Here is a 24,996-nt window from a genome sequence, read left to right as displayed (position 1 = left end):
GGTTCTGGGCGATTCAGTACTCCTGGTGTGGTGCCGCGGCGGCGGCCGCTTCCCCTTCCGCCTTGCGGGCCTTCTCAGCCTGCTCCTCCGCCTCCATCTCGGCGAACACATCGATGGGCGGCGGCGCCTTGGCGAGGAAGACCCAGGTCAAATAGACCGCGAGCAGGAACGGGGGGATCTTCAGCGCGACGAGGATCCAGCCGAGCTGGGTGGTGTCGGCCCACCAGTACAGCGGGAAGAGGATCGCGCACTTGGCGAGCAGGATCAGCCCCCAGGCGTAGCTGGACTTGGCGTACGCCTTCTTGCGGCCGGGGTTCCTGGTGCGCCAGGAGAGGTTCTCCTTGAACACCGGCCCCAGGATCAGACCGATCAGGGGCACCCCGGCGAGGGTGGTGATCAGGTAGGCGAGGGCCAGACCGAGCGTGTAGAGCATGCCCGGCAGATAGAAGTCCTTGGCATTGCCGGTCATCGTCGCGAAGACCACACCGAAGGCCACGCCGAAGACACCGCTGAAGGCGTGCTTGACGGTGTCCCTGCGGATCAGCCGTACGGCGACGAGGACCAGGGACACCACCAGGGCCGCGATGGCCGAGATGTGCAGATCCTTTTTGATCGTAAAAATCGTGACAAAGAGCAGCCCCGGAAGGACTGTCTCCACCATTCCCCGGACACCGCCGAACGCCTCGAAGAGCGCTGCCTCGGTGACCGCCTTCGCGTCGGCCTCCTGCTGGTCGGTGCGGGTCGTGCGGTCCGTGTCGGACGTCGGCTTGTCGAGAGACGTCACCGGCTACTCCTTGCCGAGTGGTCGGAGTTCGTATTTGGGGTTGAACAGCACCCGGCGTCCATGATTCATGGCGATGCGGCCCGAGGCGATGAGCTTGCGGCCCGGTTCTATGCCCGCGATGGAGCGCCGGCCCAGCCAGACCACGTCCAGCGGCGCGGTGCCGTCGAAAAGCTCCGCCTCCAGGGCGGGCACTCCGGCGCGCGGCCGCAGGGTGACGGTCCGCAACGTACCAGTGACCTTCACGATCTGCCGGTCGGTGCATTCGGAGATCCGCGTACACCCGGAGGCCTGCGAGTCCTCCTGCAGCTCCTCGGACTCCAGGTCCTCCTGGGAGCTGGACAGCCGGTCGAGCATCCGCCGGAAGCGACCGGACGGCTTCGCCGCCTTGCCGGGCTTCTCGAATCGAGGAACAGCACTCATACCCGAAGGGTACCGGTCCCCTGCGCTCCGAGCGGGTGTCCCGGGTCTCACTCGAACGGGTTACTCATGGGGTTCCCGAGCGGGCCGGTCACCGGGGTCGCGGAGCGCCGACCGTACGGCCTCCAGGGGTCGCGGAGCGCCGACCGTGCGGCCTCCCGGCCTCCCCGTTCAGCCGCGCTCGAAGCGGTATCCCATCCCCGGCTCGGTGACGAAGTGCCGTGGGTGCGAGGGGTCGGCCTCCAGCTTGCGCCTCAACTGCGCCATGTAGACCCGGAGATAGTTGGTCTCGGTGCCGTACGAGGGCCCCCATACCTCCTGGAGCAGGTGCTTCTGGCTGACGAGGCGGCCGCCGTTGCGGACCAGGACCTCCAGCAGGTGCCACTCGGTGGGGGTGAGCCGTACGTCGCGGCCCTCGCGGTGGACCTTCTTCGCCGCGAGGTCGACGGTGAACCCCTCGGTCTCGACGATCACCGTGTCGTCGGAGCCGTTCTGGCCGACCGGTTCGGCGCGGCGGACCGAGGCGCGCAGCCGGGCCAGCAGTTCGTCCATGCCGAACGGCTTGGTGACGTAGTCGTCGGCGCCGGCGTCCAGGGCCTCTACCTTCTCATCGGAGGTGTGGCGGGCGGAGAGCACCAGGATCGGCACCCGGGTCCAGCCGCGCAGCCCCTTGATCACCTCGACGCCGTCCATGTCGGGCAGTCCGAGGTCGAGGACGACGACATCGGGGTGGCGGGCGGCAGCGAGCTGAAGGGCGGTCGCGCCGTCGGGCGCGGCGTCCACCTCGTACTTGCGTGCCTTCAGGTTGATCACGAGGGCACGTACGATCTGCGGCTCGTCGTCGACCACAAGCACCCGGGTCATGGGGGCCCTGCCTTTCTGCTGTACGGCGATCTCCCGGGACGCTGCGGAGATCATGAAGTGGCCTGCGAGGTCATGAGATGACCTGCTCGGACAGGTCGGGGCTGACCGGAACGTATCCCGATGCTGCCTTGAGCGTCAGCACCATGGTGAGGCCGCCGCCGGGGGTGTCCTCGGCGTCCAGCGTGCCGCCCATGGACTCCACGAAGCCGCGGGCGACGGCGAGGCCCAGTCCGACGCCCGCGCCGCGCGGGGCGTCGCCGTAGCGCTGGAAGGGCTCGAAGATGTGCTCCTTGGCGTCGTCGGGGACGCCGGGGCCGCGGTCGGCCACCCGGAGCTCGACGCGGGTGCCGAGCGCGCTGGCGGCCACGTTGACGCGTTCGCCGTAGGGGCTGTACTTGACCGCGTTCTCGACGATGTTGGCGACGGCCCTCTCCAGCAGCCCGGGGTCGACGGCGACCATCGGCAGGGTCTCGGGGATGTCCAGGTCCACGCTGCCCTCGGGGACACCACCGAGCGCCATCGGGACCACCTCGTCGAGGTCGATCTCGCGGATCAGCGGGGTGACGGTGCCGGTCTGCAGCCTGGACATGTCCAGGAGATTGCCCACCAGGTGGTCGAGGCGGTCGGCGCCGTTCTCGATGCCCTCCAGGAGTTCCGCCTCGTCCTCGTCGGACCAGGCGACGTCGTCGGAGCGCAGGGAGCTGACGGCGGCCTTGATGGCGGCGAGCGGGGTACGCAGGTCGTGGCTGACGGCGGCGAGGAGCGCGGTCCTGATCCGGTTCCCCTCGGCGAGCCGCCGGGCCTGCTCCGCCTGGCCGACCAGGCGCTGGCGGTCCAGTACGACGGCGGCCTGGGCGGCGAACGCGCCGAGCACCCGGCGGTCCTCGGCAGGCAGCACCCGGCCGGAGAGCGCGAGCGCCATGTGGTCACCGACGGGCATGTCCACGTCGGCGTCGTCCGGCCGGGCCACCGGGGCCGGCCCGACGCTCCCGGCGCAGGTCCACGGATCGACGTCGCTCAGCCGCTCCAGCAGGGCGACGGACTCCATGCCGAAGGTCTCGCGGACCCGGTCCAGGAGCGCGTCCAGGGTGGTCTCGCCGCGCAGCACACTGCCCGCCAGGAAGGAGAGGATCTCCGATTCGGCGCGCAGCCGGGCCGCCTGGTGGGTACGGCGAGCGGCCAGATCGACGACCGAGGCGACCGAGACAGCCACCGCGAAGAAGATCACGATGGCGACGAAGTTCTCCGGGTCCTGGACGGTCAGCGTATGGGTGGGCGGGGTGAACCAGTAGTTCAGCAGCAGCGAGCCCACGGCGGCCGAGGCGAGGGCCGGCAGCAGCCCGCCGATCAGGGCCGCCGCCACGGTCATGAAGAGAAACAGCAGGACGTCGTTGGCGAGCCCGGGGCCGCTGTCCAGGCCGATCAGGAGCAGCGTGAGAAGGGCCGGGCCGCCCACCCCGACCAGCCAGCCCCAGATGATCCGGGCCCGGCCCAGCCGGGCGCTGCGGGCGATGGGCAGCCCGCGGCCCTTGGCGACCTCTTCGTGGGTGACGATGTGGACGTCGAGGTCGGGGCCGGACTCGCGGGCGACCGTGGCTCCCACGCCCGGTCCGTAGATGTACTGCCAGGCCTTGCGGCGGCTGGAGCCGAGGACGATCTGCGTGGCGTTCACCCCACGGGCGAATTCGAGGAGCGCCGACGGGATGTCGTCGCCGATGACGTGGTGGAACGTGCCGCCGAGGCCCTCCACCAGGGTGCGCTGGACAGCGAGCTCCTTCGGCGAGGCGGAGGTCAGTCCGTCACTGCGGGCGATGTAGACGGCGAGGATCTCGCTGCCGGAGCCCTTGGCCGCCATTCGGGACGCGCGGCGGATGAGTGTACGGCCCTCGGGGCCGCCGGTGAGGCCGACGACGATGCGTTCGCGGGCCTGCCAGGTGGTGCGGATGTTGTGCTCGCCGCGGTACTGCTGAAGGTATTCGTCGACCCGGTCGGCGACCCAGAGGAGGGCCAGCTCGCGCAGGGCGGTCAGGTTGCCCGGGCGGAAGTAGTTGGACAGGGACGCGTCGATCCGGTCCGGCTTGTAGATGTTGCCGTGGGCCATCCGGCGGCGCAGCGCCTGGGGCGACATGTCGACGAGTTCGAGCTGGTCGGCCCTGCGGACGACCTCGTCGGGGACGGTCTCGCGCTGGCGTACGCCGGTTATCGCCTCGACGACGTCGCCGAGCGACTCCAGGTGCTGGATGTTGACGGTCGAGATCACGTCGATGCCGGCCTGGAGGAGCTCTTCCACGTCCTGCCATCGCTTGGCGTTGCGGGAGCCCGGCACGTTGGTGTGTGCCAGTTCGTCCACCAGGGCGACGGCCGGGGCGCGTTCCAGTACCGCGTCGACATCCATCTCGGTGAAGACGGCGGAGCGGTATTCGATCTCGCGCCGCCGGATCTGCTCCAGGCCGTGCAACATCACCTCGGTGCGCGGGCGGTCGTGGTGTTCCACGAAGCCGACGACGCAGTCGGTGCCCCGCTCCACGCGCCGGTGGGCCTCGGAGAGCATCGCGTACGTCTTGCCGACGCCGGGTGCCGCACCCAGGTAGATCCGAAGCTTGCCGCGTGCCATGGCCCCATTGTCTTCTCGAAACCGGCTGCCGCCGACGCGACAGCCACTTCGAAGCTACCCCGAGCATTCCCGGCAAATAGGACCGGGGGTGGGGTCGGGGGCCGAATTGACAGGATTCTGATGCCGTCGTCGGGGGAACGAGGCCGGTTTTCCGCCCCCCGCTTCCCCCGGCGGTGTGTCACGGGTACGCCTCCGCCCCCGGACCGGACTCCGGCCGCCTTCCGCCCGTTCTCCGTCCGCGCCGCCGGCTTGCGTCCCGCGTCGGCGTCCGTGCGCGGTCCGTCCGGGCTACCTGGGCAGCCTGGGCAGGACCGCCGGGTAGCTCGTACGAGGGGGTCGCGACGCCACCGCCGGGGCGACGTCGCGGCCCCCTGCTCCGTCAGGCCGCGTTCGCCAACTGCCTGAGCGCGATGTTGAGCCGGAGCACGTTGACCCTCGGTTCTCCGACGAAGCCGAGGATCCGCCCGTCGGTGTGCTGCTCGACGAGCTTCTCCACCTGGGCGACGGCGAGGTGGTTGCGCTCGGCGACGCGGCGCACCTGGAGCTGCGCGTACGCCGGGGAGATGGCGGGGTCGAGGCCGGAGCCCGAGGAGGTGACGGCGTCGGCCGGCACATCGGTGGGGCTGACGGGGTGGCCGGGGACGGAGTTGTCCCTGATGACGGCGGCCTTGGCGGCGGTGACCCAGTCGATGAGCTCCTTGTTGTCACCGGAGCGGTTGGTCGCGCCGGAGATGGTCAGCTTGTACTGGGTGTTGACGCTGTTGGTTCCGAGGCCGTTGGACGGGCGCGGCTGGAACCACCTGAGGTCCGGGGCCGCGGTCTGCTGCCCCTTCTTCAGCGGCAGGTCGTAGCGCTGCCCGATGAGTTCGGAGCCGACGACCTTGCCGTTCACGGTGATCTCGGAGCCGTGGGCCTTGCCGGGGAAGATGCCCTGGGCGACACCGGTGACGGCGAGCGGGTAGAGCACGCCGCAGACGACGGTGAGGACGAGCAGGGCACGCAGCCCGGCCCAGAGCAACCGGGCGGTGTTTGCTACGGAGTTGTTCATGGCAGGTCAGCCGATTCCTAAATTCAGTTCAGCCCGGGAATGAGGGAGATGATCAGGTCGATGATCTTGATGCCGATGAACGGGGCGACCAGTCCGCCGAGTCCGTAGATCCCGAGGTTGCGCCGGAGCATCGAGTCGGCGCTGCTGGGCCGGTAGCGCACGCCCTTCAGGGCGAGCGGGACCAGCGCGATGATGACCAGCGCGTTGAAGACGACGGCGGACAGGATCGCGGACTGGGGCGAGGACAACTGCATGATGTTGAGCTTGTCCAGGCCCGGGTGGACCACAGCGAACATCGCCGGGATGATCGCGAAGTACTTCGCGACGTCGTTGGCGATCGAGAACGTCGTCAGTGCGCCACGGGTGATGAGCAGTTGCTTGCCGATCTCGACGATCTCGATCAGCTTGGTCGGGTTGGAGTCCAGATCCACCATGTTCCCGGCCTCCTTGGCGGCCGAGGTGCCGGTGTTCATGGCCACGCCGACGTCCGCCTGGGCCAGCGCGGGCGCGTCGTTCGTACCGTCGCCCGTCATCGCGACCAGCTTGCCGCCCGCCTGCTCCCGCTTGATGAGGGCCATCTTGTCCTCGGGCGTGGCCTCGGCGAGGAAGTCGTCGACCCCCGCCTCCTCGGCGATGGCCTTCGCGGTCAGTGGGTTGTCGCCCGTGATCATGACTGTCCTGATGCCCATCCGGCGCAGCTCGTCGAACCGCTCCCGCATGCCTTCCTTGACGACGTCCTTGAGGTGGATGACGCCCAGGACACGGGCGCCCTGCTCGTCCTCCAGGGCCACCAGCAGCGGCGTGCCGCCTGCCTCGGAGATCCGGTCGGTGAGCGCCTGCGCGTCCGGCGGGACACTGCCGCCCCGCCCCTTGACCCAGTCGACGACCGACCCGGTCGCGCCCTTGCGGACCCTGCGTCCGTCGACGTCCACGCCCGACATCCGCGTCTGGGCGGTGAAGGCAACCCACTCGGCCTTCCGCAGCTCGCCCTGATGGCGTTCACGCAGCCCGTACCTCTCCTTGGCGAGCACGACGATCGAGCGGCCCTCGGGCGTCTCGTCGGCCAGGGAGGACAGCTGGGCCGCGTCCGCCAGTTCAGCCTCGGTCGTGCCCTTGACGGGGACGAATTCGGCGGCCTGCCGGTTGCCGAGCGTGATGGTGCCGGTCTTGTCGAGCAGCAGGGTGGAGACGTCTCCGGCGGCCTCGACGGCACGCCCCGACATCGCGAGCACATTGCGCTGGACGAGGCGGTCCATGCCGGCGATGCCGATCGCGGAGAGCAGGGCGCCGATGGTCGTCGGGATCAGGCAGACCAGCAGGGCGGTCAGCACGATCACCGACTGCCTCTGGCCGGCGTGGATCGCGAAAGGCTGGAGGGTGACGACGGCGAGCAGGAAGACGACGGTGAGGGACGCGAGCAGGATGTTCAGCGCGATCTCGTTGGGCGTCTTCTGCCGGGCGGCGCCCTCGACGAGGGCGATCATCCGGTCGATGAAGGTCGCGCCGGGCTTGGTGGTGATCTTGATGACGATCCGGTCGGAGAGCACCTTCGTGCCGCCGGTGACGGCGCTGCGGTCGCCGCCGGACTCCCGGATGACCGGCGCCGACTCCCCCGTGATCGCGGACTCGTCCACACTCGCGACACCTTCGACGACGTCTCCGTCGCCGGGAATGATGTCGCCGGCCTCACAGACCACCAGATCACCGACGCGCAGCTCGGTGCCCGGCACCCGCTCCTCGTTCCTGCCGGTGATCCGCCGGGCCACGGTGCCGGTCCTGGCCTTGCGCAGGGTGTCGGCCTGCGCCTTGCCGCGGCCCTCGGCGACCGCCTCCGCCAGGTTGGCGAAGATCGTGGTCAGCCACAGCCAGGCAGCGATCGCCCAGCCGAACCAGTCGCCCGGGTCCAGGCAGGCCAGCACGGTGGTGAACACCGAACCGATCAGCACCACGAACATCACCGGGGACTTGACCATCACCCGGGGGTCGAGCTTGCGTACGGCGTCGGGGAAGGATTTCAGCAGTTGCCTGGGGTCGAACAGGCCCCCTCCGACGCGTCCTTCGCTCTGGTGACCCGTGGGCGTGTCCTGGTGCGGTGCCCGGGTGGGGGTGACAGTGGACATCGAGTCCTCTTGCTTCGTACGGGTGGTCATGACGCCAGCCCTTCGGCCAACGGCCCCAGCGCCAGGGCCGGGAAGTAGGTCAGCCCGGTGATGATCAGGATCGTGCCGACCAGCAGCCCGCTGAAGAGCGGCTTGTGCGTGCCCAGGGTTCCCACGGTCGCCGGTACGGGCTTCTGTTCGGCGAGCGAGCCGGCCAGAGCCAGTACGAAGACCATCGGCAGGAACCGGCCCAGCAGCATCGCGAGACCGATCGTCGTGTTGAACCACTGTGTGTCCGCGTTCAGCCCGGCGAACGCCGAACCGTTGTTGTTCGCGCCCGAGGTGTACGCGTACAGCACCTCGGAGAATCCGTGCGCACCGGAATTCAGCATCGAGTGGGGCGGGGTGGGCAGGGCCATCGCCGCGGCGGTGAAGCAGAGCACCAGCGCCGGGGTGATCAGGATGTAGCAGGCCGCGAGCTTGATCTCGCGGGTGCCGATCTTCTTGCCGAGGTACTCGGGCGTACGGCCGACCATCAGACCCGCGATGAACACCGCGATGATCGCCATGATCAGCATGCCGTAGAGGCCGGAGCCGACACCGCCGGGCGCGATCTCGCCGAGCTGCATGCCCAGCATCGTGATCCCGCCGCCGAATCCCGTGTACGAGGAGTGGAACGAGTTCACCGCACCGGTCGAGGTGAGCGTGGTGGCCACGGCGAAGAGCGACGAACCGGCGATCCCGAACCGGGTCTCCTTGCCCTCCATCGCCCCGCCCGCGATGTCGAAGGCGGGTCCGTGGTGAGCAAACTCGGTCCACATCATCAGGGCGGTGAAGCCCAGCCAGATGCCGCCCATCGCCGCCAGGATCGCGTAACCCTGCTTGAGCGAGCCGACCATCCGGCCGAACGTCCGCGTCAGCGCGAACGGAATGACCAGGATGAGGAAGATCTCGAACAGGTTGGACAGCCCGTTGGGGTTCTCGAACGGATGGGCCGAGTTGGCGTTGAAGTAGCCGCCGCCGTTCGTACCCAGCTCCTTGATGACCTCCTGGGAGGCCACGGCGCCGCCGTTCCACTGCTGCGAGCCGCCCATGAACTGGCCGACCTCATGGATGCCGGCGAAGTTCTGGATGGCACCGCAGGCGACCAGCACCAACGCGCCGACCAGGGAGATCGGCACCAGGACGCGTACGGTGCCGCGCACCAGGTCGGCCCAGAAATTGCCGAGTTCACCGGTACGGGACCTGGCGAAGCCCCGTACCAGCGCGACCGCGACGGCGATGCCGACGGCGGCCGAGACGAAGTTCTGCACCGCGAGGCCGCCGGTCTGGACGACATGGCCCATGGCCTGCTCGCCCGCGTACGACTGCCAGTTGGTGTTCGCGACGAACGACGCAGCCGTGTTGAACGCCTGGTCCGGGTCGATCGAGGAGAAGCCCGGCGAACCGGGCAGAGCGCCCTGGAGCCGCTGGAGCAGGTAGAGGAAGAGAACACTCACCGCGGAGAAGGCGAGCACACCACGCAGATACGCGGTCCAGCGCATCTCCGTGTCGGGGTTGGCGCCGATGGCCTTGTATATCCACTTCTCGACCCGGAGGTGCTTCTTCGAGGAGTAGACGCCGGCCATGTGATCGCCGAGAGGTCGGTACGCCAGCCCCAGCGCCGCAATGAGCGCGAGGACCTGAAGCATGCCGGCAAGGACGGGGCTCATATCGGGCTCAGAACCTCTCCGGGTACAGGAGGGCGAGGACGAGATAGCCCAGCAGGGCCACGGCCACGACGAGGCCGACGACGTTTTCGACGGTCACAGCTTGGCCACCCCCTTGGCGATGAGAGCCACCAACGCGAACACCGCGATCGTGGTGACGACGAAGGCCACGTCGGCCATCGTGTGCTCCTAGATGAGGTACGGATTCTCGGACCTCATGAGCAAAGCTTGTGGCCAAGGCGTCGCGGCCTGCGTTGATGGCTTCCTTACGGGGAACGCCGAGCCCTTGACGGCCCGCATACGTGCCCCATACGCGCCCCATACGTGCCCCTTTTGTGCGCCCTCCGGAGCCGGCCCGGGACGTGGAAAGGCCGGTGGGCCGTACCCCCTCGAAAGGGGGTACGGCCCACCGGCCGAAGCTGTACCGGACGGCTGTCCGGCTCGGCTCAGCGCACCTCGGTGATCTCGGGTCCGCGCTGGAGCTGGCCCATGCCTCCGGAGAACTTCGAGTTCTCCTGGTTCTCCTGCTGGACGCCTTCGGGCACCATCTGGGCGTCGTCGGGAAGCTTGAGGACGATGGGGTCGCGCGGCGCCATCGGGCCCTCGCCGCGGACGACCACGGTGTCCCGGAAGACCGTCTCCAGCAGCCCCGCCGCCTCCGGCTGCACGGCACCCTGGCCGGAGATCACTCCGCGCAGGAACCAGCGCGGTCCGTCGACGCCGACGAAGCGCACCAGCTGCACGCCGTTCGTCCCGTCCGGGAGCTGTACGGGGACCTGGGCTCGCAGCTCCCAGCCCAGCGGGCCCTCGACCTCGTCGATGATCCCGCCCTGCTGGGTGATGCCCGAGGCGATCTCCTCACGGACCTCGCCCCAGATGCCCTCCTTCTTGGGGGCGGCGAAGGCCTGCAGCTGGATGGCGCTGTCGCGCAGCACCACGGTCGCCGCGACGATGGCGTCACCGGCCACCTCGACGCGCAGCTCCATGCCCTCGACGCCGGGCACGAAGACGCCGCCCAGGTCGACCCGGCCCTCGCCGGGCTGGGAGACCTCGGTGATGTCCCACGGTCCGTCCGGCCGCGGCGCCGGCGGGAGATTCACCCGACGCGAGCCGCTGTCGGCCCCATCGGCGTCATCGAGCTCGTCGACGACCTGCTCGGCCTCGCGCGCTTCGTCCGCCACGTCCTCGGCGGAACCACTCTTCTTGCGACGTCCGAACACGTCACTGTCCTTCCCGGTCGGGTACGACCGAAGCGTAGCTGTTCCCGCCCTGGGTATTCCCGCCCCTGACGCCATCAACATCACCGGAAGCGTGACCTCCGGTGGAACCGAAGCCTCCCTCGCCGCGAGCCGAGCCGGGTAGCTCCGCCACCTCGTGGAAGCGCACCTTCTCGACCTGCTGAACGACCAGCTGGGCAATCCGGTCGAACCGCTCGAACCGCACGGGCTCGCGCGGGTCGAGATTGATGACGATCACCTTGATCTCTCCACGGTACCCGGCATCAACCGTCCCCGGGGCATTCACGAGGGCGACTCCGCAGCGTGCGGCGAGGCCGGACCGCGGGTGCACGAACGCGGCGTACCCGTCGGGCAGCGCGATCGACACCCCGGTGGGAAGCACGGCCCGCTCGCCCGGGGCGAGTTCGGCTGCCTCGGTGGTCACCAGATCGACCCCGGCGTCGCCCGGGTGCCCGTAGGCCGGAATCGGCACCTCCGGGTCGACACGGCGGATCAGTACGTCCACGGGACGGCGCATCAGGGGTTCACCTCGAACGCGCGAGCGCGCTTGACCTGGTCCGGGTCGGCCATCGCCGCCCGGATCTCGGCCGGGCGGCCGTTCTCGATGAAGTGGTCGACCTTGACCTCGATGAAGAGGGCCTCGGCACGGACGGCCACGGGTCCGACCGGCCCGCCGATCCGGCCGGTCGCCCGGGAGTAGATCTTCCGGCCGTGCACGGCGGTGATCTCCGCGTCGAGATGCAGCACGGTGTCCACCGGAACCGGCAGGACGAAGTCGGTCTCCAGCCGCCCGGTCACCGCGATCACCCGCAGCAGCCAGTTCAGCGAGCCGAGCGTCTCGTCCAGCGCGGTGGCCAGAATGCCCCCGTGTGCCAGGCCCGGGGCGCCCTGGTGGGCGGCCTGCACGGTGAACTCGGCGGTGACACCGACCCCCTCGCCGGCCCGCGCCTGGAGGTGCAGCCCGTGACGCTGTCCGTCGCCGCAGCCGAAACAGTGTTCGTAGTGCGCGCCGAGGAGTTCACCGGGGGCCGGGGCTTCGGGGTGTCGGACCGGTTTCACCGCGCCGACCGGGGGCTTCAGAGCCGCAGATGTTCCACTCACAGGCGCAGACCTTACCCGCGCGGCCACCCGGGGGTCGCGCCGTGCCAAGCTTGGGTTCATGCAGCCTTCCACCCCGCCCTTCGACGAACGACTGACCGCGCCCCGTTCGTGGTGGCTCATCGCTTTCCTGGTCGGCATCGCCTGTGCCCTGATGCTGCTCCCGCTCGGCACCCTGCCGCTGCTGGCCGGCCTGGCGGGCGGCACGGCCCTGTCGGCGGCCGCGGTGAGTTCGTACGGCTCGGCAAGGATCCGCGTGGTCGCGGGCGCCCTGGTGGCCGGTGACGCGCGGATCCCGGTGACGGCGCTCGGCGAGGCCGAGGTGCTGGACGCGGAGGAGGCCCGCGCGTGGCGCTCGTACAAGGCGGACACCCACGCGTTCATGCTGCTGCGCAGCTACATCCCGACGGCGGTCCGCGTGGAGGTCACCGACCCGCAGGACCCGACGCCGTACGTCTATCTGTCGACCCGCGAGCCGCAGGCCCTGGTCGCGGCGCTGAGTGCGGTTCGGGCCTAAGGGTCCGCCGGACAAGCCCTGGATCCCAGGGGATCCGGCTCGCCCGGCAGTTCCTTGCGCCGGAGGCCCGGCCGCTCCGGCAACGGCTGTGGCGGGAGCCGGTCCCAGGGGATCTGGCGCTTGCGCAGGTCCTTCCTGATCCGTTCGGCAAGCTTTCTGGTGTCGCGCCGGTTCGCCATCGCGCCGACGGCGGCGCCGACCAGGAACGGGACGAGATTCGGCAGATCGCGCACCATGCGCCTCGCGATCTTCTGGCGCAGCTCACGCTTCATCCGGCCGCCCAGCGCCGCGTCGACCGTCGACGGAATGGTGACGTCGATGCCGCGCTCCTCCGTCCAGGACGTGAGGTAGGCGCCGGAACGCCGGGTGATGCCGCCCGGTGGGCGCAGCCCGTAGACCTCGTGCAGCTCGGCGATGAGCTTCATCTCGATCGCGGCCACACCGCTGATCTCCGCCGCCAGCTCGGCGAGCATGGCGGGCGGTACGGGCATCATGGCCGCCGCGCCGATACCGGCGCCGACGGCTGCGGTGGATTTGCTCGCCCCTGCGATGAGCTTGTCGGCGAGCTCTTCGGGCCCGAGGCCCGGGAACTGCCTGCGCAGGGTGGCGAGATCACGCACAGGGATGCGGGGAGCGTTCTGGATGATCAGATCGGCGATATGACCGATCGCGGCCCTGGCACTCTCCCCGCCCTTGCGTGCTCCCCGTTTCACTGAACTCAGACGGCCTGCCCCGGTCACAGGCTCCGTCCTGTCGACCTGTCCGGCCCCATCGGCCGTGTCGACTTCTGCTGTTTCTTCGGCTCCGGCTGTTTCTTCGACTGCCGTGACTGCTTCGAGCGAGGCCCACCGGCCCCGCTCGTCGTCCCGCTCACCCGGGGAGGGTGGCAGGGCGGACCGCCCAGCAGGCGCTGCTACGCCTTCTGCCGGGCCTGTGCCGCCCTGATTCGCCTCCGACGACCTTTTGCGCCGCAAGCGTCGCTTCCGGAACGGTGTGTCGCCTGCCACGGTCGGCTCGACCTAGTCGCAGTCGCGGCAGATCGGCTGGCCGTTCTTCTCGCGTGCCAACTGGCTCCTGTGGTGCACGAGGAAGCAGCTCATGCACGTGAACTCGTCGGCTTGCTTGGGCAGGACCCTTACGGCCAGTTCTTCGTTGGACAGGTCTGCGCCGGGCAGCTCCAGTCCTTCGGCCGCGTCGAACTCGTCGACGTCGACGGCGGACGCCGTCTTGTCGCTCCGGCGTGCCTTGAGCTCTTCAAGGCTGTCCTGGTCGACGTCGTCATCGGTCTTGCGTGGGGTGTCGTAATCCGTTGCCATGTCGCTCTCCCCCTCTGGGTGTCTGCGGTGTCTCAGCGCACGTAACGCGTGAGAGGCCGGACTTGTGCCCGACCCGAGGCGGAGATTTTGCCTCACATCAAGGTCTGTTACTCAATCGACACCCAAAAGGACCGCTCGTGAGCGATCCACTTAGGTGGCGATGGGGACCGTACACGGTCCCGGTATCGCGCTTCACGGGCGCCACCCCGTGTACTTCCCGTGATATTGGGCCCCGAAAACCCCGACTTTTGCGGGTTTTCCGGCGAAGGCCCTGATCACGGAGTGTTGACGTGTCTGAATTCGCTCCTGTGATCGATCACACACGTCCACTCCGGGCGCAGGTCCCGAAAATTCCGCTCAAAGCGAACAAAGTATTTCGTGTGCGGATCGATCCGCCCGGCCCGTCAGACCGGAAGTGAGACACGCATCACAAGACCACCCCCTTCGCGGGGTTCCGCGAGGATACGGCCGCCGTGAGCGCGCGCCACGGACCGCGCGATCGACAGACCGAGCCCCACCCCCTTGTCGCTGCCCGTCCGCTCCGTACGGAGCCGTCTGAAGGGCTCGAAGAGGTTGTCGATCTCGTAGGCGGGCACCACGGGTCCCGTGTTCGAGACCACCAGCAGGGCCTGGCCGGACTGCAGCTCGGTGGTGACCTCCACCCAGCCCTCCTCCGGGACGTTGTAGCGCACGGCGTTCTGTACGAGGTTCAGCGCGATCCGCTCCAACAGGACGCCGTTGCCCTGGACGACGGCGGGGGCCCGCTCGCCGCGGATCTCCACGCCGCGCTCCTCGGCCTCGCCGCGCGTCTGGTCGATCGCGCGCGAGGCCACCTCGGCGAGATCGACGGGTTTGCGCTCGACGATCTGGTTGTCACTGCGGGCGAGCAACAGCAGGCCCTCGACCAGCTGCTCGCTGCGCTCGTTGGTGGCCAGCAGGGTCTTGCCCAGTTGCTTCAGCTCCGGCGAGGCCTGGGGATCGGAGAGATGGACCTCCAGGAGCGTGCGGTTGATGGCGAGCGGGGTGCGCAGTTCGTGCGACGCGTTCCCGACGAATCTCTGCTGGGCCGTGAAGGCCCGCTCCAGGCGGTCGAGCATCTCGTCGAAGGTGTCGGCGAGCTCCTTCAGCTCGTCGTCCGGGCCGTCCAGCTCGATCCGGCGGGACAGATCGGTTCCGGCCACCCGGCGGGCGGTGCGGGTGATCCGGCCCAGCGGGGAGAGCACCCGGCCCGCCATGGCGTAGCCGAAGGCGAAGGCGATGACGCTGAGACCGACCAGGGCCAGCAGCGACCGGTTCAGGAGGGTGTCCAGCGCCTGCTGGCGCTGGTGGTTGACGCAGGAGTTCATCGCCGCGTTGAAGGCGTCCGGCGATGCCTTCTCGGGCAGGTTGCAGACATCACTCCTCACCTGACCGTTGACGATCTCGAACGGCAGCTCGCTGCCCACATGGAGGGCCTGGGCGGCCAGCATGTAGATGATCGAGAGCAGCAGGATGCCGGCGATCAGGAACATGCCCCCGTACAGCAGCGTGAGCCGTATGCGGATGGTCGGGCGCAGCCAGTAGGGCGGCTCCTGATGTTTGGGCTCCCAGGTGGGCTTCGGAGGTGCCGTCGGCGGCGCGGGGACGGTGGGCATCGGCTATCAGATCCGGTAGCCGGAGCCGGGCACGGTGACGATCACGGGCGGCTCGCCGAGTTTGCGGCGCAGCGTCATGACGGTCACGCGCACGACATTGGTGAACGGGTCGGTGTTCTCGTCCCAGGCCTTCTCCAGCAGCTGCTCGGCGGAGACGACGGCGCCCTCGCTGCGCATCAGGACCTCCAGCACGGCGAACTCCTTCGGCGCGAGCTGGATCTCGGTCTCGCCCCGGAAGACCTCGCGGCGGTTGGGGTCGAGCTTGATCCCGGCACGCTCCAGGACGGGCGGCAACGCCACCGTCGTCCGCCGGCCCAGCGCCCGTACCCGCGCGGTGAGCTCGCTGAAGGCGAACGGCTTGGGCAGATAGTCGTCGGCGCCGAGCTCCAGCCCCTCCACCCGGTCGCTGACGTCCCCGGACGCGGTGAGCATGAGCACCCGGGTGGGCATGCCCAGCTCGACGATCCGCCGGCAGACGTCGTCGCCGTGCACCAGGGGGAGGTCCCGGTCCAGCACCACGACGTCGTAGTCGTTGACCTCGATGCGCTCCAGGGCCGCAGCACCGTCGTACACGACATCGACGGCCATGGCCTCACGGCGCAATCCGGTGGCCACCGCATCGGCGAGCAGCTGCTCGTCCTCCACGACGAGTACGCGCACGGCGCTGTCCTTCCTTAGAAACTTCAGTACGTAGGTGACTTCAGAACGTCTCGATGTGCCCACGGTCCGTGATGCGGGCCGCTCATCAACATCGGTCTGTGCTGCTCCATCCTGCCCGCAAGGCGCATAAACCGGCGGTAAGGCGGCGCTCGTCCGCCGGGGCCCCGGGGAATCCACAGGATTTCCGGGCCAGTTGAGGTTTCTCTGAGCTTGGTGCCGGGGAGGACGCATGCACACCCGCGATCACGCCTCGAATGTGGCGTGCCACAGGCCACTCCGTCCCCGGAGAGCGCGTGATCACCCGCCCTACCGCCTCCGTGCGGAGGGAAACCCGGGCACACCCCCGTGCCACCGACCCACGATGAGGGGGCGCATTATGGACGCTTTCACTGCCGGTCTGCTGCAACGCATCAAGACCACCGAGTCCGACCTCACGAAAGCTCGGGAGACGGGCGACGACTTCCTCGCGGATGTCGAGCAGGGCGAGCTGGACGACCTGCATCGCCTCGCCGCCGAACACGGCGTCAAAATCGGCGCCACCAGCGCCTGAGCGCGCGAGAGGGGCCCCTGATGCCGGATACGGCGTCAGGGGCCCCTCTCGCGCGCCGGGAGGACCCGGACGACCGGTTCTAGTCGTGCCAGGCGCCGAGCTCCTCCAGCAGGGCCTGCAGCGGCTCGAAGACACCAGGCGTCGCGGCGACCGTCAGGTCTCCGTCGGCGGGCCGCCCGGGACGACCGCCGGTGTACGCCCCCGCCTCGCGGGCGATGAGGTCGCCGGCCGCCAGGTCCCAGGGGTGGAGCCCGCGCTCGTAGTAGCCGTCGAGGCGCCCCGCGGCCACATCGCAGAGGTCCACCGCGGCGGAACCGCTGCGCCGGATGTCCCGCAGCCGCGGAATGAGCTGCTGGGCGACGTCCGCCTGGTGCGCACGGACGTGACCGACGTAGTTGAAGCCGGTCGAGACGAGCGCCTGGTCGAGCGGCGGCGCGGACCGGCAGCGCAGCGCGGTGCCCCCGCCGTACACGCCACCCCTCGCGTGGGCGCCGCCGCCGAGCACCGCCTGGTACGTCTCACGGCGCATCGGGGCCTCCACGACGCCCACGACCCGCTCGCCGTCCCGTTCGGCGGCGATGGAGACTGCCCACGTGGGCAGTCCGTACAGGTAGTTCACGGTGCCGTCGAGTGGGTCGATGACCCAGCGGACACCGCTGCTGCCCTCCGCGCTGGCCCCCTCCTCGCCGAGGAAGCCGTCCTGGGGGCGGCGCTCGGTCAGGAAGCCGGTGATCAGCTTCTCGGCGGCGATGTCCATCTCGGTGACGACGTCGATCGGGCTGGACTTGGTCGCGGCCACCCCCAGGTCGGCGGGGCGGCCATCGCGCAGCAGCGCACCGGCGCGGCGGGCGGCCTCCAGGGCGAGATCGAGCAGTTCGGACAGGTTCGGGTCGGTCACAGCGCTCCAGAGTCTCCAGGCATACGGCAGGGGCTACGCGTACGGGCTGTCGGCGCCCGCGGCCGCGGGCTTGAGGGCCCGGGCCGGGCAGCAGCCGACCGGGCAGAGGTCGTGGCTCGGGCCGAGCGCCCCCAGCGCGCACCGCTGCGCGCCACGCCCCTGTTCGGTGGCGGCACGCTCCAGGACCAGGTCGCGCACGGCCGCGGCGAACCGCGGATCGGCGCCCACGGTCGCGGACCTGCGCACCGGAAGCCCGAGCTCGGCGGCCTTCGCGGTGGCCTCCGTGTCGAGGTCGTACAGCACTTCCATGTGGTCCGAGACGAAACCGATGGGGGCCATCACCACTGCGGGCACGCCGTCTCCGTGCAGCGTCTCCAGGTGGTCGCAGATGTCGGGCTCCAGCCACGGGATGTGCGGGGCGCCGCTGCGCGACTGGTAGACGAGCTGCCAGGGGTGCTCGACGCCGGTCTCCTCGCGCACCGCATCGACGATCAGGCGGGCGACATCCAGGTGCTCGGCGACATAGGCGCCGCCGTCGCCGTGCTCCGCGACGGGGCCGGAGGTGTCGGCGGCGGAGGTGGGGATGGAGTGCGTGGTGAACGCGAGGTGCGCCCCGGCCCGTACGTCCTCGGGGAGATCGGCCAGGGAGGCGAGGACACCGTCCACCATGGGCCGTACGAAACCGGGATGGTTGAAGTAGTGCCGGAGCTTGTCGACCCGGGGCACGGGCAGGCCCTCGGCCTGCAGCGCGGCCAGTGACTCGGCGAGGTTCTCGCGGTACTGCCGGCAGCCCGAGTACGAGGCGTAGGCGCTGGTGGCGAGGACCGCGACGCGGCGGCGCCCGTCCTTGATCATCTCGCGCAGGGTGTCGGTGAGGTACGGCGCCCAGTTGCGGTTGCCCCAGTACACCGGCAGATCGAGTCCGTGCTCCGCGAAGTCCTTGCGCAGGGCGTCCAGCAGGGCTCTGTTCTGGGCGTTGATCGGGCTGACGCCGCCGAACAGGAAGTAGTGCTTGCCGACCTCCTTCAGCCGCTCCTCGGGGATGCCGCGGCCACGGGTCACGTTCGCCAGGAACGGGACCACGTCGTCCGGGCCTTCGGGGCCGCCGAAGGAAAGCAGCAGCAGGGCGTCGTAGGGAGCGGGGTCGCGCAGATCGGACATGACAGCGATCCTGCCACTCGCCTCGGACAGCGCTCCCACCGACATCGGTCCTCCGGCCGACCCCCGTGTCGGACCGGCCACCCCGACCGTAAGCTGTACCGGCCACATTCACGCATTACAGGCGCGTGCGATCACGCTGTTCCGGAGCCTTACTTGCCCAGTCCCTACCGCGCGATTTTCGCCGCCCCCGGCACCAAGGGGTTCTCGGCGGCCGGATTCCTCGGCCGGATGCCGCTGTCCATGATGGGCATCGGCGTGGTGACCATGGTTTCGCAGCTCACCGGCCGTTACGGGCTCGCCGGTGCGCTCTCCGCGACGCTGGCGATGTCGGCGGCGGTGATCGGGCCGCAGATCTCCCGGCTCGTCGACCGGCACGGGCAGCGCCGGGTCCTGCGTCCCGCCACCTTCGTCGCGCTGGCGGCGGTGGCCGGTCTGCTGATCTGCGCGCAGCAGCGGCTGCCGGACTGGTCGCTCTTCGTCTTCGCGGCGGGCGCGGGCTGCGTCCCCAGCGTGGGTTCGATGATCCGGGCGCGCTGGGCCGAGATCTACCGGGGTTCGCCGCAGCAGCTGCACGCCGCGTACTCGTGGGAGTCGATCGTCGACGAGGTGTGCTTCATCTTCGGGCCGATTATCTCGATCGGCCTGTCCACCGCCTGGTTCCCCGAGGCGGGGCCGCTCATAGCGGCCGGGTTCCTGCTGGTCGGCGTCTTCTGGCTGACCGCGCAGCGCACCACCGAGCCGGTGCCGCATCCGCGCGAGCAGCACACCGGCGGCACCGCGCTGCGCGCCCGGGGCCTCCAGGTGCTCGTGGTGACGTTCGTGGCGACCGGTGCGATCTTCGGGGCGGTCGACGTGGTGACGGTGGCGTTCGCCGAGGAACGGGGCCACAAGGCCGCGGCGAGCCTCGTGCTGGCCGTGTACGCGCTCGGTTCCTGCCTGGCCGGCGCCGTCTTCGGCCTGCTGCGTCTCAAGGGGAAGGCGTCCACCCGGTGGCTGGTGGGCGTGTGTGCGATGGCCGTGAGTATGATCCCCCTCCAACTGGCCGGGAGCCTCCCGTTTCTGGCCGTGGCGCTCTTTGTCGCGGGCCTCGCCATCGCACCGACGATGGTCACCACCATGGCCCTCGTCGAGCAGCACGTACCGCGCACGAAACTGACCGAGGGCATGACCTGGACCAGCACCGGGCTCGCCGTCGGTGTGGCGCTCGGCTCCTCGGCCGCCGGCTGGGTGGTCGACGCCTCCGGAGCCGAGGCGGGGTACGCGGTGCCCGTCGTGGCGGGAGCGCTCGCGGCCGCGGTGGCGTTCCTGGGTTATCGCCGGCTCAGTGGGCCGGTTTCTACGGAAGGGCGCGCGGAAGATGACCGACACCGACGCACGGACGACGACGAACGCGTGGCGTAACTGGGCGGGGAATGTCAGCTCCCGCCCGGTACGGTCCGTGTCCCCCGCCTCCGTGGCGGAGCTCGCCGAAGTGCTGCGCCGGGCGTCCGAGGACGGCCTGCGGGTGAAGCCGGTCGGCACCGGACACTCCTTCACCGCGACGGCGGCCACCGACGGCGTGCTGGTCCGCCCCGACCTCCTCACCGGCATCCGGGAGATCGACCGCGAGGCGATGACCGTGACCGTCGAGGCCGGTACTCCGCTGAAGCGGCTGAACACCGCCCTGGCACGGGAGGGCCTGTCGCTCACCAACATGGGCGACATCATGGAGCAGACGGTCGCCGGAGCCACCTCGACCGGCACCCACGGCACGGGCCGTGACTCGGCGTCCATATCCGCGCAGATCCGCGCCCTCGAACTGGTCACGGCCGACGGCACGGTGCTGACCTGTTCGGACAAGGAGAACGCCGACATCTTCGCCGTCGCGAGGATCGGGCTCGGCGCCCTGGGTGTCGTCACGGCGATCACCTTCGCCGTGGAACCGGTCTTCCTGCTGACGGCCCGTGAGGAACCGATGAGCTTCGACCGGGTCACGGCCGGCTTCGACGAGCTGGTCGCCGACAACGAGCACTTCGAGTTCTACTGGTTCCCGCACACCGGCAACTGCAACACCAAGCGCAACAACCGCAGCGCGGGCCCCGCCGCCCCGCCCGGGAAGGTCAGCGGCTGGATCGAGGACGAGCTCCTCTCCAACGGGATCTTCCAGGTGGCGTGTTCGCTGGGCCGGGCGGTCCCCGCCACCATTCCGTCGATCGCCAAGCTCTCCAGTCGCGCCCTGTCCGCCCGTACGTACACCGACATCCCGTACAAGGTCTTCACGAGTCCGCGCCGGGTCCGTTTCGTGGAGATGGAGTACGCGCTGCCGCGCGAGGCCGCTGTGGAGGCGCTGCGCGAGGTCAAGGCGATGGTGGAGCGTTCGCCGCTGCGGATCAGCTTCCCGGTGGAGGTGCGTACCGCCCCCGCGGACGACATCGCGCTCTCCACGGCCTCGGGCCGGGAGAGCGCCTACATCGCCGTCCATCTGTACAAGGGCACGCCTTACCAGGCGTACTTCACGGCCGTCGAACGGATCATGACCGCCCACGCCGGCCGCCCGCACTGGGGCAAGGTCAACACCCGCGACGCCGAGTACCTCGCCGGGGTGTACCCGCGGTTCGGCGAGTTCACCGCCGTACGCGACCGGCTCGACCCGGACCGGCTGTTCGGCAACGACTATCTGCGCCGGGTGCTGGGCGACTGAGCGGCGCGGCCGTTCACTGTCCCGTGCCCGTGCCCGTGCCCGTGCCCGTGGTGGCGCGGTCGCCCTGCGCCGGGGCGTCGCCCGCACCCGTGGGGTCCGGGGCGGCGCTGCCGCCGTCGCCGGGCACCGCCGGGGACGGCGTGGCCGCCGGGGACGGGTTCGTCTGTCCGGTGTTGCCGGACGGCGTGGGGCTGGGCGTCGGATCGGCGGAGGAACGGTCGCCCCGACCGGAGTCCGGGTTCCGGCTCTGCCTTCCCTGCGAGTCCGTACCGGGTGTCGCGCCGCTCTCCTGGTCCGGGCTCCGCTCCTGGCCGGGGTCGGTGCCGGTCGACGGTGCCGGGTCGTTCGATCCGGCGCCCCGCTCCCCGCGTACGACGGAGCCGACGGTGGTTCCCCGACCGCCGCTCAGGTCGTTGCCGGAGACCAGCTCGAACGTGGTGATCCCGGCCATCGTCACGGCGAAGACGACGGCCGCCCCGAGTGCCGACCGCTTCCAGCCGCGGATACGGGTGCCGTGGGTGGTGGCTTCGGAGAACTCCTCGTCCGGCTCCGGACGGACCGGGTCGAGCGACCGCGTCCCGTCGAGCGGCCTCAGCAGCCGCGTACGGTCCGGATCGTCCGCCACGTTGCGCAGTACGGTCGTGGCGTCCGTCCCACCGCGCATGGTCGCGGCGTCCACAGCGCGCATCACCGTGGTCGCGTCCATGGCTCCGTCGGGCATTCCGGCCGGCGGTCGTCGCACCCCGTACACCGCATGCGGGTCGCTCGTCCCACGCGTGCGCACGGTCACCTCACGGCCCGGCTGCTTGGCCTGGACCGTCACCTCGCGGATCTGTTCCCCGGTACGGCGGAAAAAGTGCTGGAAGAGCGAACCGCCGCAGGTGGCGACGACGCTCATGACTCCAGCGCCGAGGATCGTTCCGTACACGCCCAGCTGAGAGGCCGCCACCGCTGCCGCAACCGCCGCCACGGCGCTGCCCGCCACCTGAGGCAGACTCAGATCTATACGCCTTTCCTTGGGTTCTATGTCATTTTCCGGCTTCTGCACCATTTCCAGCCCTTGATTGACATCTCTCCCACCATGCAACAGGAAGGGACATGTGAGCGAAGTGAATAGTTCCGCTTCGGGAGATTCTGTGAAGCAGGACACGCGCGAAGGGCGCTGCACGCCCTGCCGGGCGACTCGGCTCCCACGCCTCACGAGAAGTTCGGCGGCGCGGCGGTCCACCCACATGGCCCGAATGGAGTACTGTGGCGAGCCCTGGGGCCGGACTCCCACGTGGGTGTCCGGAATCTTCGGGAGGGGGCCGAAGGAGGCACTCGATCCGGCGGCGCCACGTCATTGCACGGGGACTGGCTACACGAGGTGACCATCGGTCACTTCGTGTTGCACAATAGGTCACCGTGTCATACCGGCGATCAAGGGCTCACGCCCGACACGCCGGGCAACACGGCAATGTTGTGGCAGGCTGCACCCGGGCAGGCCACACTCGACTAGCGGAAGCAGCGACGCACGTGACGTCGGCAGGCACCACCCGGGAGGTCCCCATGCCCGAACTGCGTGTCGTGGCCGTCTCCAACGACGGCACACGACTGGTGCTCAAGGCTGCGGACAGCACGGAGTACACGCTTCCGATCGACGAGCGGCTGCGAGCCGCCGTGCGCAACGACCGCGCGCGGCTCGGCCAGATCGAGATCGAGGTGGAGAGCCATCTCCGCCCCCGCGACATCCAGGCTCGGATACGAGCCGGTGCCTCCGCGGAGGAGGTCGCCCAGTTCGCCGGGATTCCGGTCGACCGTGTCCGCCGCTTCGAGGGCCCCGTGCTCGCGGAGCGCGCCTTCATGGCCGAGCGGGCCCGGAAGACTCCCGTGCGCCGTCCCGGCGAGAACACCGGCCCCCAGCTCGGCGAGGCGGTGCAGGAGCGGCTGCTGCTGCGCGGCGCCGACAAGGAGACCGTCCAGTGGGATTCGTGGCGCCGTGACGACGGCACCTGGGAGGTCCTGCTCGTCTACCGGGTCGCGGGCGAGCCGCACTCGGCGAGCTGGACGTACGACGCACCGCGTCGGCTGGTCCAGGCCGTGGACGACGAGGCCCGGTCGCTGATCGGCGAGACCGACGACGTCGCCGCGCCCGAACCGAGCTTCCCGTTCGTGCCCCGGATCGCCCGGCTGCCCCGCGACCGGCCGCTGGACCGCGCCCTGGACCGCCAGATGGAGCGCCCCACGGCCCCGGTGCCCGAGCCGGACGAGCACATCGGCGGCATCTCGGCCAGTGAGCGCGATTCGCTGACCAGCCTGTTGGAGGCGGTGCCCAGCTTCCGCGGCGACATGGTGGTGCCGGAGCGTCCCACGCAGCCCGAGCCGCCCGCCATCGAGCCCGCCGCGCAGGAACCGGAGGCCGACGAGCCGCCGGCCGCGGCGGCCTCCGCCGGTGCCGGTTCCGCCTATGCGGACGTGCTCATGCCGCGGGCGGTGGCCGGTCATCGCGACCGGCTGACCGGGACGACGGACCGCCAGGCCGAGGCGGACGGTGTCCGGCCGGGCCGCCGGGCCGCCGTACCGAGCTGGGACGAGATCGTCTTCGGTACGCGCCGGAAGAAGCAGGACTGAGGCGGGGTGACCGCAGCATGACGAGGGCCCGTACGCCGTTGCGTACGGGCCCTCGTGCCGTCTGCGTCAGGTGCGCCGGGGGCGCCGCGTGCGCCCCGTGCGACCGGATCCCGTTTCGGCGGTTCCGGTCGCGGTGGCCGGTGCCGGCTCCGTTACTGCGGGTCGGGGCCCTTGGCCACCGGGCGGGACTCGTCGGCGGACCACTCGGACCAGGAGCCCGCGTACAGCGCCGCGGGGATCCCCGCGACGGCCAGGGCCAGCACCTCGTGGGCGCCGGAGACACCGGAGCCGCAGTAGACGCCGACCTCCGGCGCCCGGTCCGCGCCGAGGCCCTCGAAACGGGCCGCCAACGACGGCGCGGACAGGAACCGGCCGTCGTCCCCCGTGTTCTCGGAGGTCGGCGCCGACACGGCGCCCGGGATATGGCCGCCCACCCGGTCGATCGGCTCCACATCGCCCCGGTAGCGCTCCGCGGCCCGCGCGTCGAGCAGCAGACCGGAGCGGGCCAGCGCCGCCGCCCCGTCCGCGTCCAGCAACGGCAGCGCACCGGGGACCGGCCGGAAGTCGCCCTCGGCCGGCGTCGGGACGTCCGTTTCGAGGTCCCCCTGCCAGGCCGCGAGACCGCCGTCCAGGACCCGGACGTCCGTGTGCCCCGTCCAGCGCAACAGCCACCACGCGCGGGCCGCCGCCCAGCCCTGGCCACCGTCGTACACGACCACCGGAATGCCCCGGGAGACACCGGCCCGGCGCATCACCGCACCGAATTCCTCCGGGTCGGGCAGCGGGTGACGGCCGCCGCTGCCTGCCGGACCGGCGAGTTCCGCGTCCAGGTCGACAAAGACCGCACCGGGGATGTGCCCGGCCTCGTAGTCGGGGCGGCCGTGCGGGCCGCCCAGCTGCCAACGTACGTCCAGGAGCACCGGCGGACGTGGCCCCGCCGACTCGCTCACGCATTCGGATGCGGTGATGATGGGCTTCATGGGTGCCATCCTCGCGCAGGAGCCTCCCCACCCGTAACAGCACCCAGGCGGACGTTCCCCACCAAATCGGTCCACCGCCGTCGAGATCCCGGAAGGTACGGCGCGGCCGGAGCGCCTCG

The 24,996-nt window shown here is 70.2% G+C and carries 24 protein-coding genes; 5 read left to right on the top strand and 19 right to left on the bottom strand.

Annotated elements, in window-relative coordinates:
* Positions 1 to 13 precede the first annotated feature (13 nt).
* The 11 genes from OG936_RS27170 to OG936_RS27120 form a co-directional block, all read right to left on the bottom strand.
* The gene (locus OG936_RS27170) at positions 14 to 784 is read right to left on the bottom strand and encodes a DUF3159 domain-containing protein (protein ID WP_406498124.1); all 771 of its coding nucleotides are present in this window, start codon (positions 782 to 784) and stop codon (positions 14 to 16) included.
* 3 nt (positions 785 to 787) lie between these two features.
* Positions 788 to 1,204: an OB-fold nucleic acid binding domain-containing protein gene (locus tag OG936_RS27165; RefSeq protein WP_406498122.1), complete on the bottom strand. Its 417-nt coding sequence runs from the start codon at positions 1,202 to 1,204 to the stop codon at positions 788 to 790.
* A gap of 168 nt (positions 1,205 to 1,372) precedes the next feature.
* Positions 1,373 to 2,065 carry a response regulator gene (locus OG936_RS27160; protein WP_406498121.1) on the bottom strand — a complete coding sequence of 231 codons (693 nt, stop codon included), beginning with the start codon at positions 2,063 to 2,065 and terminating at the stop codon, positions 1,373 to 1,375.
* A gap of 70 nt (positions 2,066 to 2,135) precedes the next feature.
* A complete protein-coding gene (locus tag OG936_RS27155; protein ID WP_406498119.1) occupies positions 2,136 to 4,679 on the bottom strand; it encodes an ATP-binding protein in 2,544 nt (847 codons plus the stop codon).
* 379 nt (positions 4,680 to 5,058) lie between these two features.
* Positions 5,059 to 5,727, bottom strand: a complete 669-nt coding sequence (locus tag OG936_RS27150; RefSeq protein WP_383758826.1) for a potassium-transporting ATPase subunit C — start codon at positions 5,725 to 5,727, stop codon at positions 5,059 to 5,061.
* 23 nt (positions 5,728 to 5,750) lie between these two features.
* Positions 5,751 to 7,877 (bottom strand): potassium-transporting ATPase subunit KdpB, encoded by a 2,127-nt coding sequence (kdpB, locus tag OG936_RS27145; protein WP_406498117.1) that lies wholly within the window; start codon positions 7,875 to 7,877, stop codon positions 5,751 to 5,753.
* Complete coding sequence (gene kdpA, locus OG936_RS27140) at positions 7,874 to 9,538, bottom strand: potassium-transporting ATPase subunit KdpA (RefSeq protein WP_406498116.1); 1,665 nt, start codon at positions 9,536 to 9,538, stop codon at positions 7,874 to 7,876. Before kdpA ends, kdpB begins: the two co-directional genes overlap by 4 nt.
* A gap of 7 nt (positions 9,539 to 9,545) precedes the next feature.
* Positions 9,546 to 9,635 carry a K(+)-transporting ATPase subunit F gene (kdpF, locus tag OG936_RS27135; protein ID WP_356933025.1) on the bottom strand — a complete coding sequence of 30 codons (90 nt, stop codon included), beginning with the start codon at positions 9,633 to 9,635 and terminating at the stop codon, positions 9,546 to 9,548.
* Positions 9,636 to 9,981: 346 nt separating this feature from the next.
* Positions 9,982 to 10,755, bottom strand: a complete 774-nt coding sequence (locus tag OG936_RS27130; protein WP_266749200.1) for a DUF3710 domain-containing protein — start codon at positions 10,753 to 10,755, stop codon at positions 9,982 to 9,984.
* A gap of 1 nt (position 10,756) precedes the next feature.
* Positions 10,757 to 11,290 (bottom strand): dUTP diphosphatase, encoded by a 534-nt coding sequence (gene dut, locus OG936_RS27125; protein WP_406498113.1) that lies wholly within the window; start codon positions 11,288 to 11,290, stop codon positions 10,757 to 10,759.
* Complete coding sequence (locus OG936_RS27120) at positions 11,290 to 11,874, bottom strand: PaaI family thioesterase (RefSeq protein WP_406498112.1); 585 nt, start codon at positions 11,872 to 11,874, stop codon at positions 11,290 to 11,292. The genes dut and OG936_RS27120 overlap by 1 nt, the downstream gene beginning before the upstream one ends.
* A 58-nt stretch (positions 11,875 to 11,932) precedes the next feature.
* Here OG936_RS27120 and OG936_RS27115 point away from each other — a divergent pair, with 58 nt between their 5' ends.
* Complete coding sequence (locus OG936_RS27115) at positions 11,933 to 12,388, top strand: DUF3093 domain-containing protein (RefSeq protein WP_266749197.1); 456 nt, start codon at positions 11,933 to 11,935, stop codon at positions 12,386 to 12,388.
* Here OG936_RS27115 and OG936_RS27110 read toward each other — a convergent pair.
* The 4 genes from OG936_RS27110 to OG936_RS27095 form a co-directional block, all read right to left on the bottom strand.
* Entirely contained in the window at positions 12,385 to 13,395 is a 1,011-nt protein-coding gene (locus OG936_RS27110) for a hypothetical protein (protein WP_406498110.1), read from the bottom strand. The two genes, OG936_RS27115 and OG936_RS27110, sit on opposite strands and share 4 nt — an antisense overlap.
* 12 nt (positions 13,396 to 13,407) lie before the next feature.
* A complete protein-coding gene (locus OG936_RS27105) occupies positions 13,408 to 13,704 on the bottom strand; it encodes a DUF4193 domain-containing protein (RefSeq protein ID WP_003965732.1) in 297 nt (98 codons plus the stop codon).
* Between the two features lie 404 nt (positions 13,705 to 14,108).
* A complete protein-coding gene (locus OG936_RS27100; RefSeq protein ID WP_406498108.1) occupies positions 14,109 to 15,338 on the bottom strand; it encodes a sensor histidine kinase in 1,230 nt (409 codons plus the stop codon).
* Between the two features lie 6 nt (positions 15,339 to 15,344).
* Positions 15,345 to 15,998, bottom strand: coding sequence for a response regulator transcription factor (locus OG936_RS27095; RefSeq protein ID WP_383758832.1), 654 nt, complete (start codon positions 15,996 to 15,998; stop codon positions 15,345 to 15,347).
* 376 nt (positions 15,999 to 16,374) lie between these two features.
* On the opposite strand from OG936_RS27095, the gene OG936_RS27090 reads away from it, so the two are divergent.
* The gene (locus OG936_RS27090) at positions 16,375 to 16,548 is read left to right on the top strand and encodes a hypothetical protein (protein ID WP_406498106.1); all 174 of its coding nucleotides are present in this window, start codon (positions 16,375 to 16,377) and stop codon (positions 16,546 to 16,548) included.
* Between the two features lie 79 nt (positions 16,549 to 16,627).
* On the opposite strand, the gene OG936_RS27085 is transcribed toward OG936_RS27090, so the two are convergent.
* Both OG936_RS27085 and OG936_RS27080 read right to left on the bottom strand, forming a co-directional pair.
* Positions 16,628 to 17,446, bottom strand: a complete 819-nt coding sequence (locus OG936_RS27085; protein WP_406498104.1) for an inositol monophosphatase family protein — start codon at positions 17,444 to 17,446, stop codon at positions 16,628 to 16,630.
* Between the two features lie 33 nt (positions 17,447 to 17,479).
* Entirely contained in the window at positions 17,480 to 18,607 is a 1,128-nt protein-coding gene (locus tag OG936_RS27080; RefSeq protein ID WP_383758835.1) for a ferrochelatase, read from the bottom strand.
* A 153-nt stretch (positions 18,608 to 18,760) separates the two neighbouring features.
* On the opposite strand from OG936_RS27080, the gene OG936_RS27075 reads away from it, so the two are divergent.
* On the top strand, positions 18,761 to 20,008 hold the full coding sequence (locus OG936_RS27075) for an MFS transporter (protein WP_406498102.1): 1,248 nt from the start codon (positions 18,761 to 18,763) through the stop codon (positions 20,006 to 20,008).
* On the top strand, positions 19,965 to 21,287 hold the full coding sequence (locus OG936_RS27070) for a D-arabinono-1,4-lactone oxidase (protein WP_266749187.1): 1,323 nt from the start codon (positions 19,965 to 19,967) through the stop codon (positions 21,285 to 21,287). The genes OG936_RS27075 and OG936_RS27070 overlap by 44 nt, the downstream gene beginning before the upstream one ends.
* A 13-nt stretch (positions 21,288 to 21,300) precedes the next feature.
* On the opposite strand, the gene OG936_RS27065 is transcribed toward OG936_RS27070, so the two are convergent.
* Positions 21,301 to 22,338 (bottom strand): hypothetical protein, encoded by a 1,038-nt coding sequence (locus OG936_RS27065; RefSeq protein ID WP_406498099.1) that lies wholly within the window; start codon positions 22,336 to 22,338, stop codon positions 21,301 to 21,303.
* 497 nt (positions 22,339 to 22,835) lie between these two features.
* On the opposite strand from OG936_RS27065, the gene sepH reads away from it, so the two are divergent.
* Positions 22,836 to 23,897, top strand: coding sequence for a septation protein SepH (gene sepH, locus OG936_RS27060; RefSeq protein ID WP_266749184.1), 1,062 nt, complete (start codon positions 22,836 to 22,838; stop codon positions 23,895 to 23,897).
* Positions 23,898 to 24,049: 152 nt separating this feature from the next.
* Here sepH and OG936_RS27055 read toward each other — a convergent pair whose 3' ends face one another.
* Entirely contained in the window at positions 24,050 to 24,877 is an 828-nt protein-coding gene (locus OG936_RS27055) for a sulfurtransferase (protein ID WP_406498097.1), read from the bottom strand.
* Between the last annotated feature and the right edge of the window lie 119 nt (positions 24,878 to 24,996).

The organism is Streptomyces sp. NBC_00846 (assembly GCF_045207325.1).
GTDB lineage: Bacteria > Actinomycetota > Actinomycetes > Streptomycetales > Streptomycetaceae > Streptomyces.
This window is presented reverse-complemented; position numbering and strand designations above follow the sequence as displayed.

Bases quoted from the DNA above. Each gene is read 5' to 3' on its own strand.
- OG936_RS27165 (WP_406498122.1), bottom strand. From the start codon at position 1,204: ATGAGTGCTGTTCCTCGATTCGAGAAGCCCGGCAAGGCGGCGAAGCCG.
- OG936_RS27160 (WP_406498121.1), bottom strand. From the start codon at position 2,065: ATGACCCGGGTGCTTGTGGTCGACGACGAGCCGCAGATCGTACGTGCC.
- OG936_RS27155 (WP_406498119.1), bottom strand. From the start codon at position 4,679: ATGGCACGCGGCAAGCTTCGGATCTACCTGGGTGCGGCACCCGGCGTC.
- OG936_RS27150 (WP_383758826.1), bottom strand. From the start codon at position 5,727: ATGAACAACTCCGTAGCAAACACCGCCCGGTTGCTCTGGGCCGGGCTG.
- kdpB (WP_406498117.1), bottom strand. From the start codon at position 7,877: ATGACCACCCGTACGAAGCAAGAGGACTCGATGTCCACTGTCACCCCC.
- kdpA (WP_406498116.1), bottom strand. From the start codon at position 9,538: ATGAGCCCCGTCCTTGCCGGCATGCTTCAGGTCCTCGCGCTCATTGCG.
- dut (WP_406498113.1), bottom strand. From the start codon at position 11,290: ATGCGCCGTCCCGTGGACGTACTGATCCGCCGTGTCGACCCGGAGGTG.
- OG936_RS27115 (WP_266749197.1), top strand. From the start codon at position 11,933: ATGCAGCCTTCCACCCCGCCCTTCGACGAACGACTGACCGCGCCCCGT.
- OG936_RS27105 (WP_003965732.1), bottom strand. From the start codon at position 13,704: ATGGCAACGGATTACGACACCCCACGCAAGACCGATGACGACGTCGAC.
- OG936_RS27100 (WP_406498108.1), bottom strand. From the start codon at position 15,338: ATGCCCACCGTCCCCGCGCCGCCGACGGCACCTCCGAAGCCCACCTGG.
- OG936_RS27090 (WP_406498106.1), top strand. From the start codon at position 16,375: ATGGACGCTTTCACTGCCGGTCTGCTGCAACGCATCAAGACCACCGAG.
- OG936_RS27080 (WP_383758835.1), bottom strand. From the start codon at position 18,607: ATGTCCGATCTGCGCGACCCCGCTCCCTACGACGCCCTGCTGCTGCTT.
- OG936_RS27070 (WP_266749187.1), top strand. From the start codon at position 19,965: ATGACCGACACCGACGCACGGACGACGACGAACGCGTGGCGTAACTGG.
- OG936_RS27065 (WP_406498099.1), bottom strand. From the start codon at position 22,338: ATGGTGCAGAAGCCGGAAAATGACATAGAACCCAAGGAAAGGCGTATA.
- sepH (WP_266749184.1), top strand. From the start codon at position 22,836: ATGCCCGAACTGCGTGTCGTGGCCGTCTCCAACGACGGCACACGACTG.
- OG936_RS27055 (WP_406498097.1), bottom strand. From the start codon at position 24,877: ATGAAGCCCATCATCACCGCATCCGAATGCGTGAGCGAGTCGGCGGGG.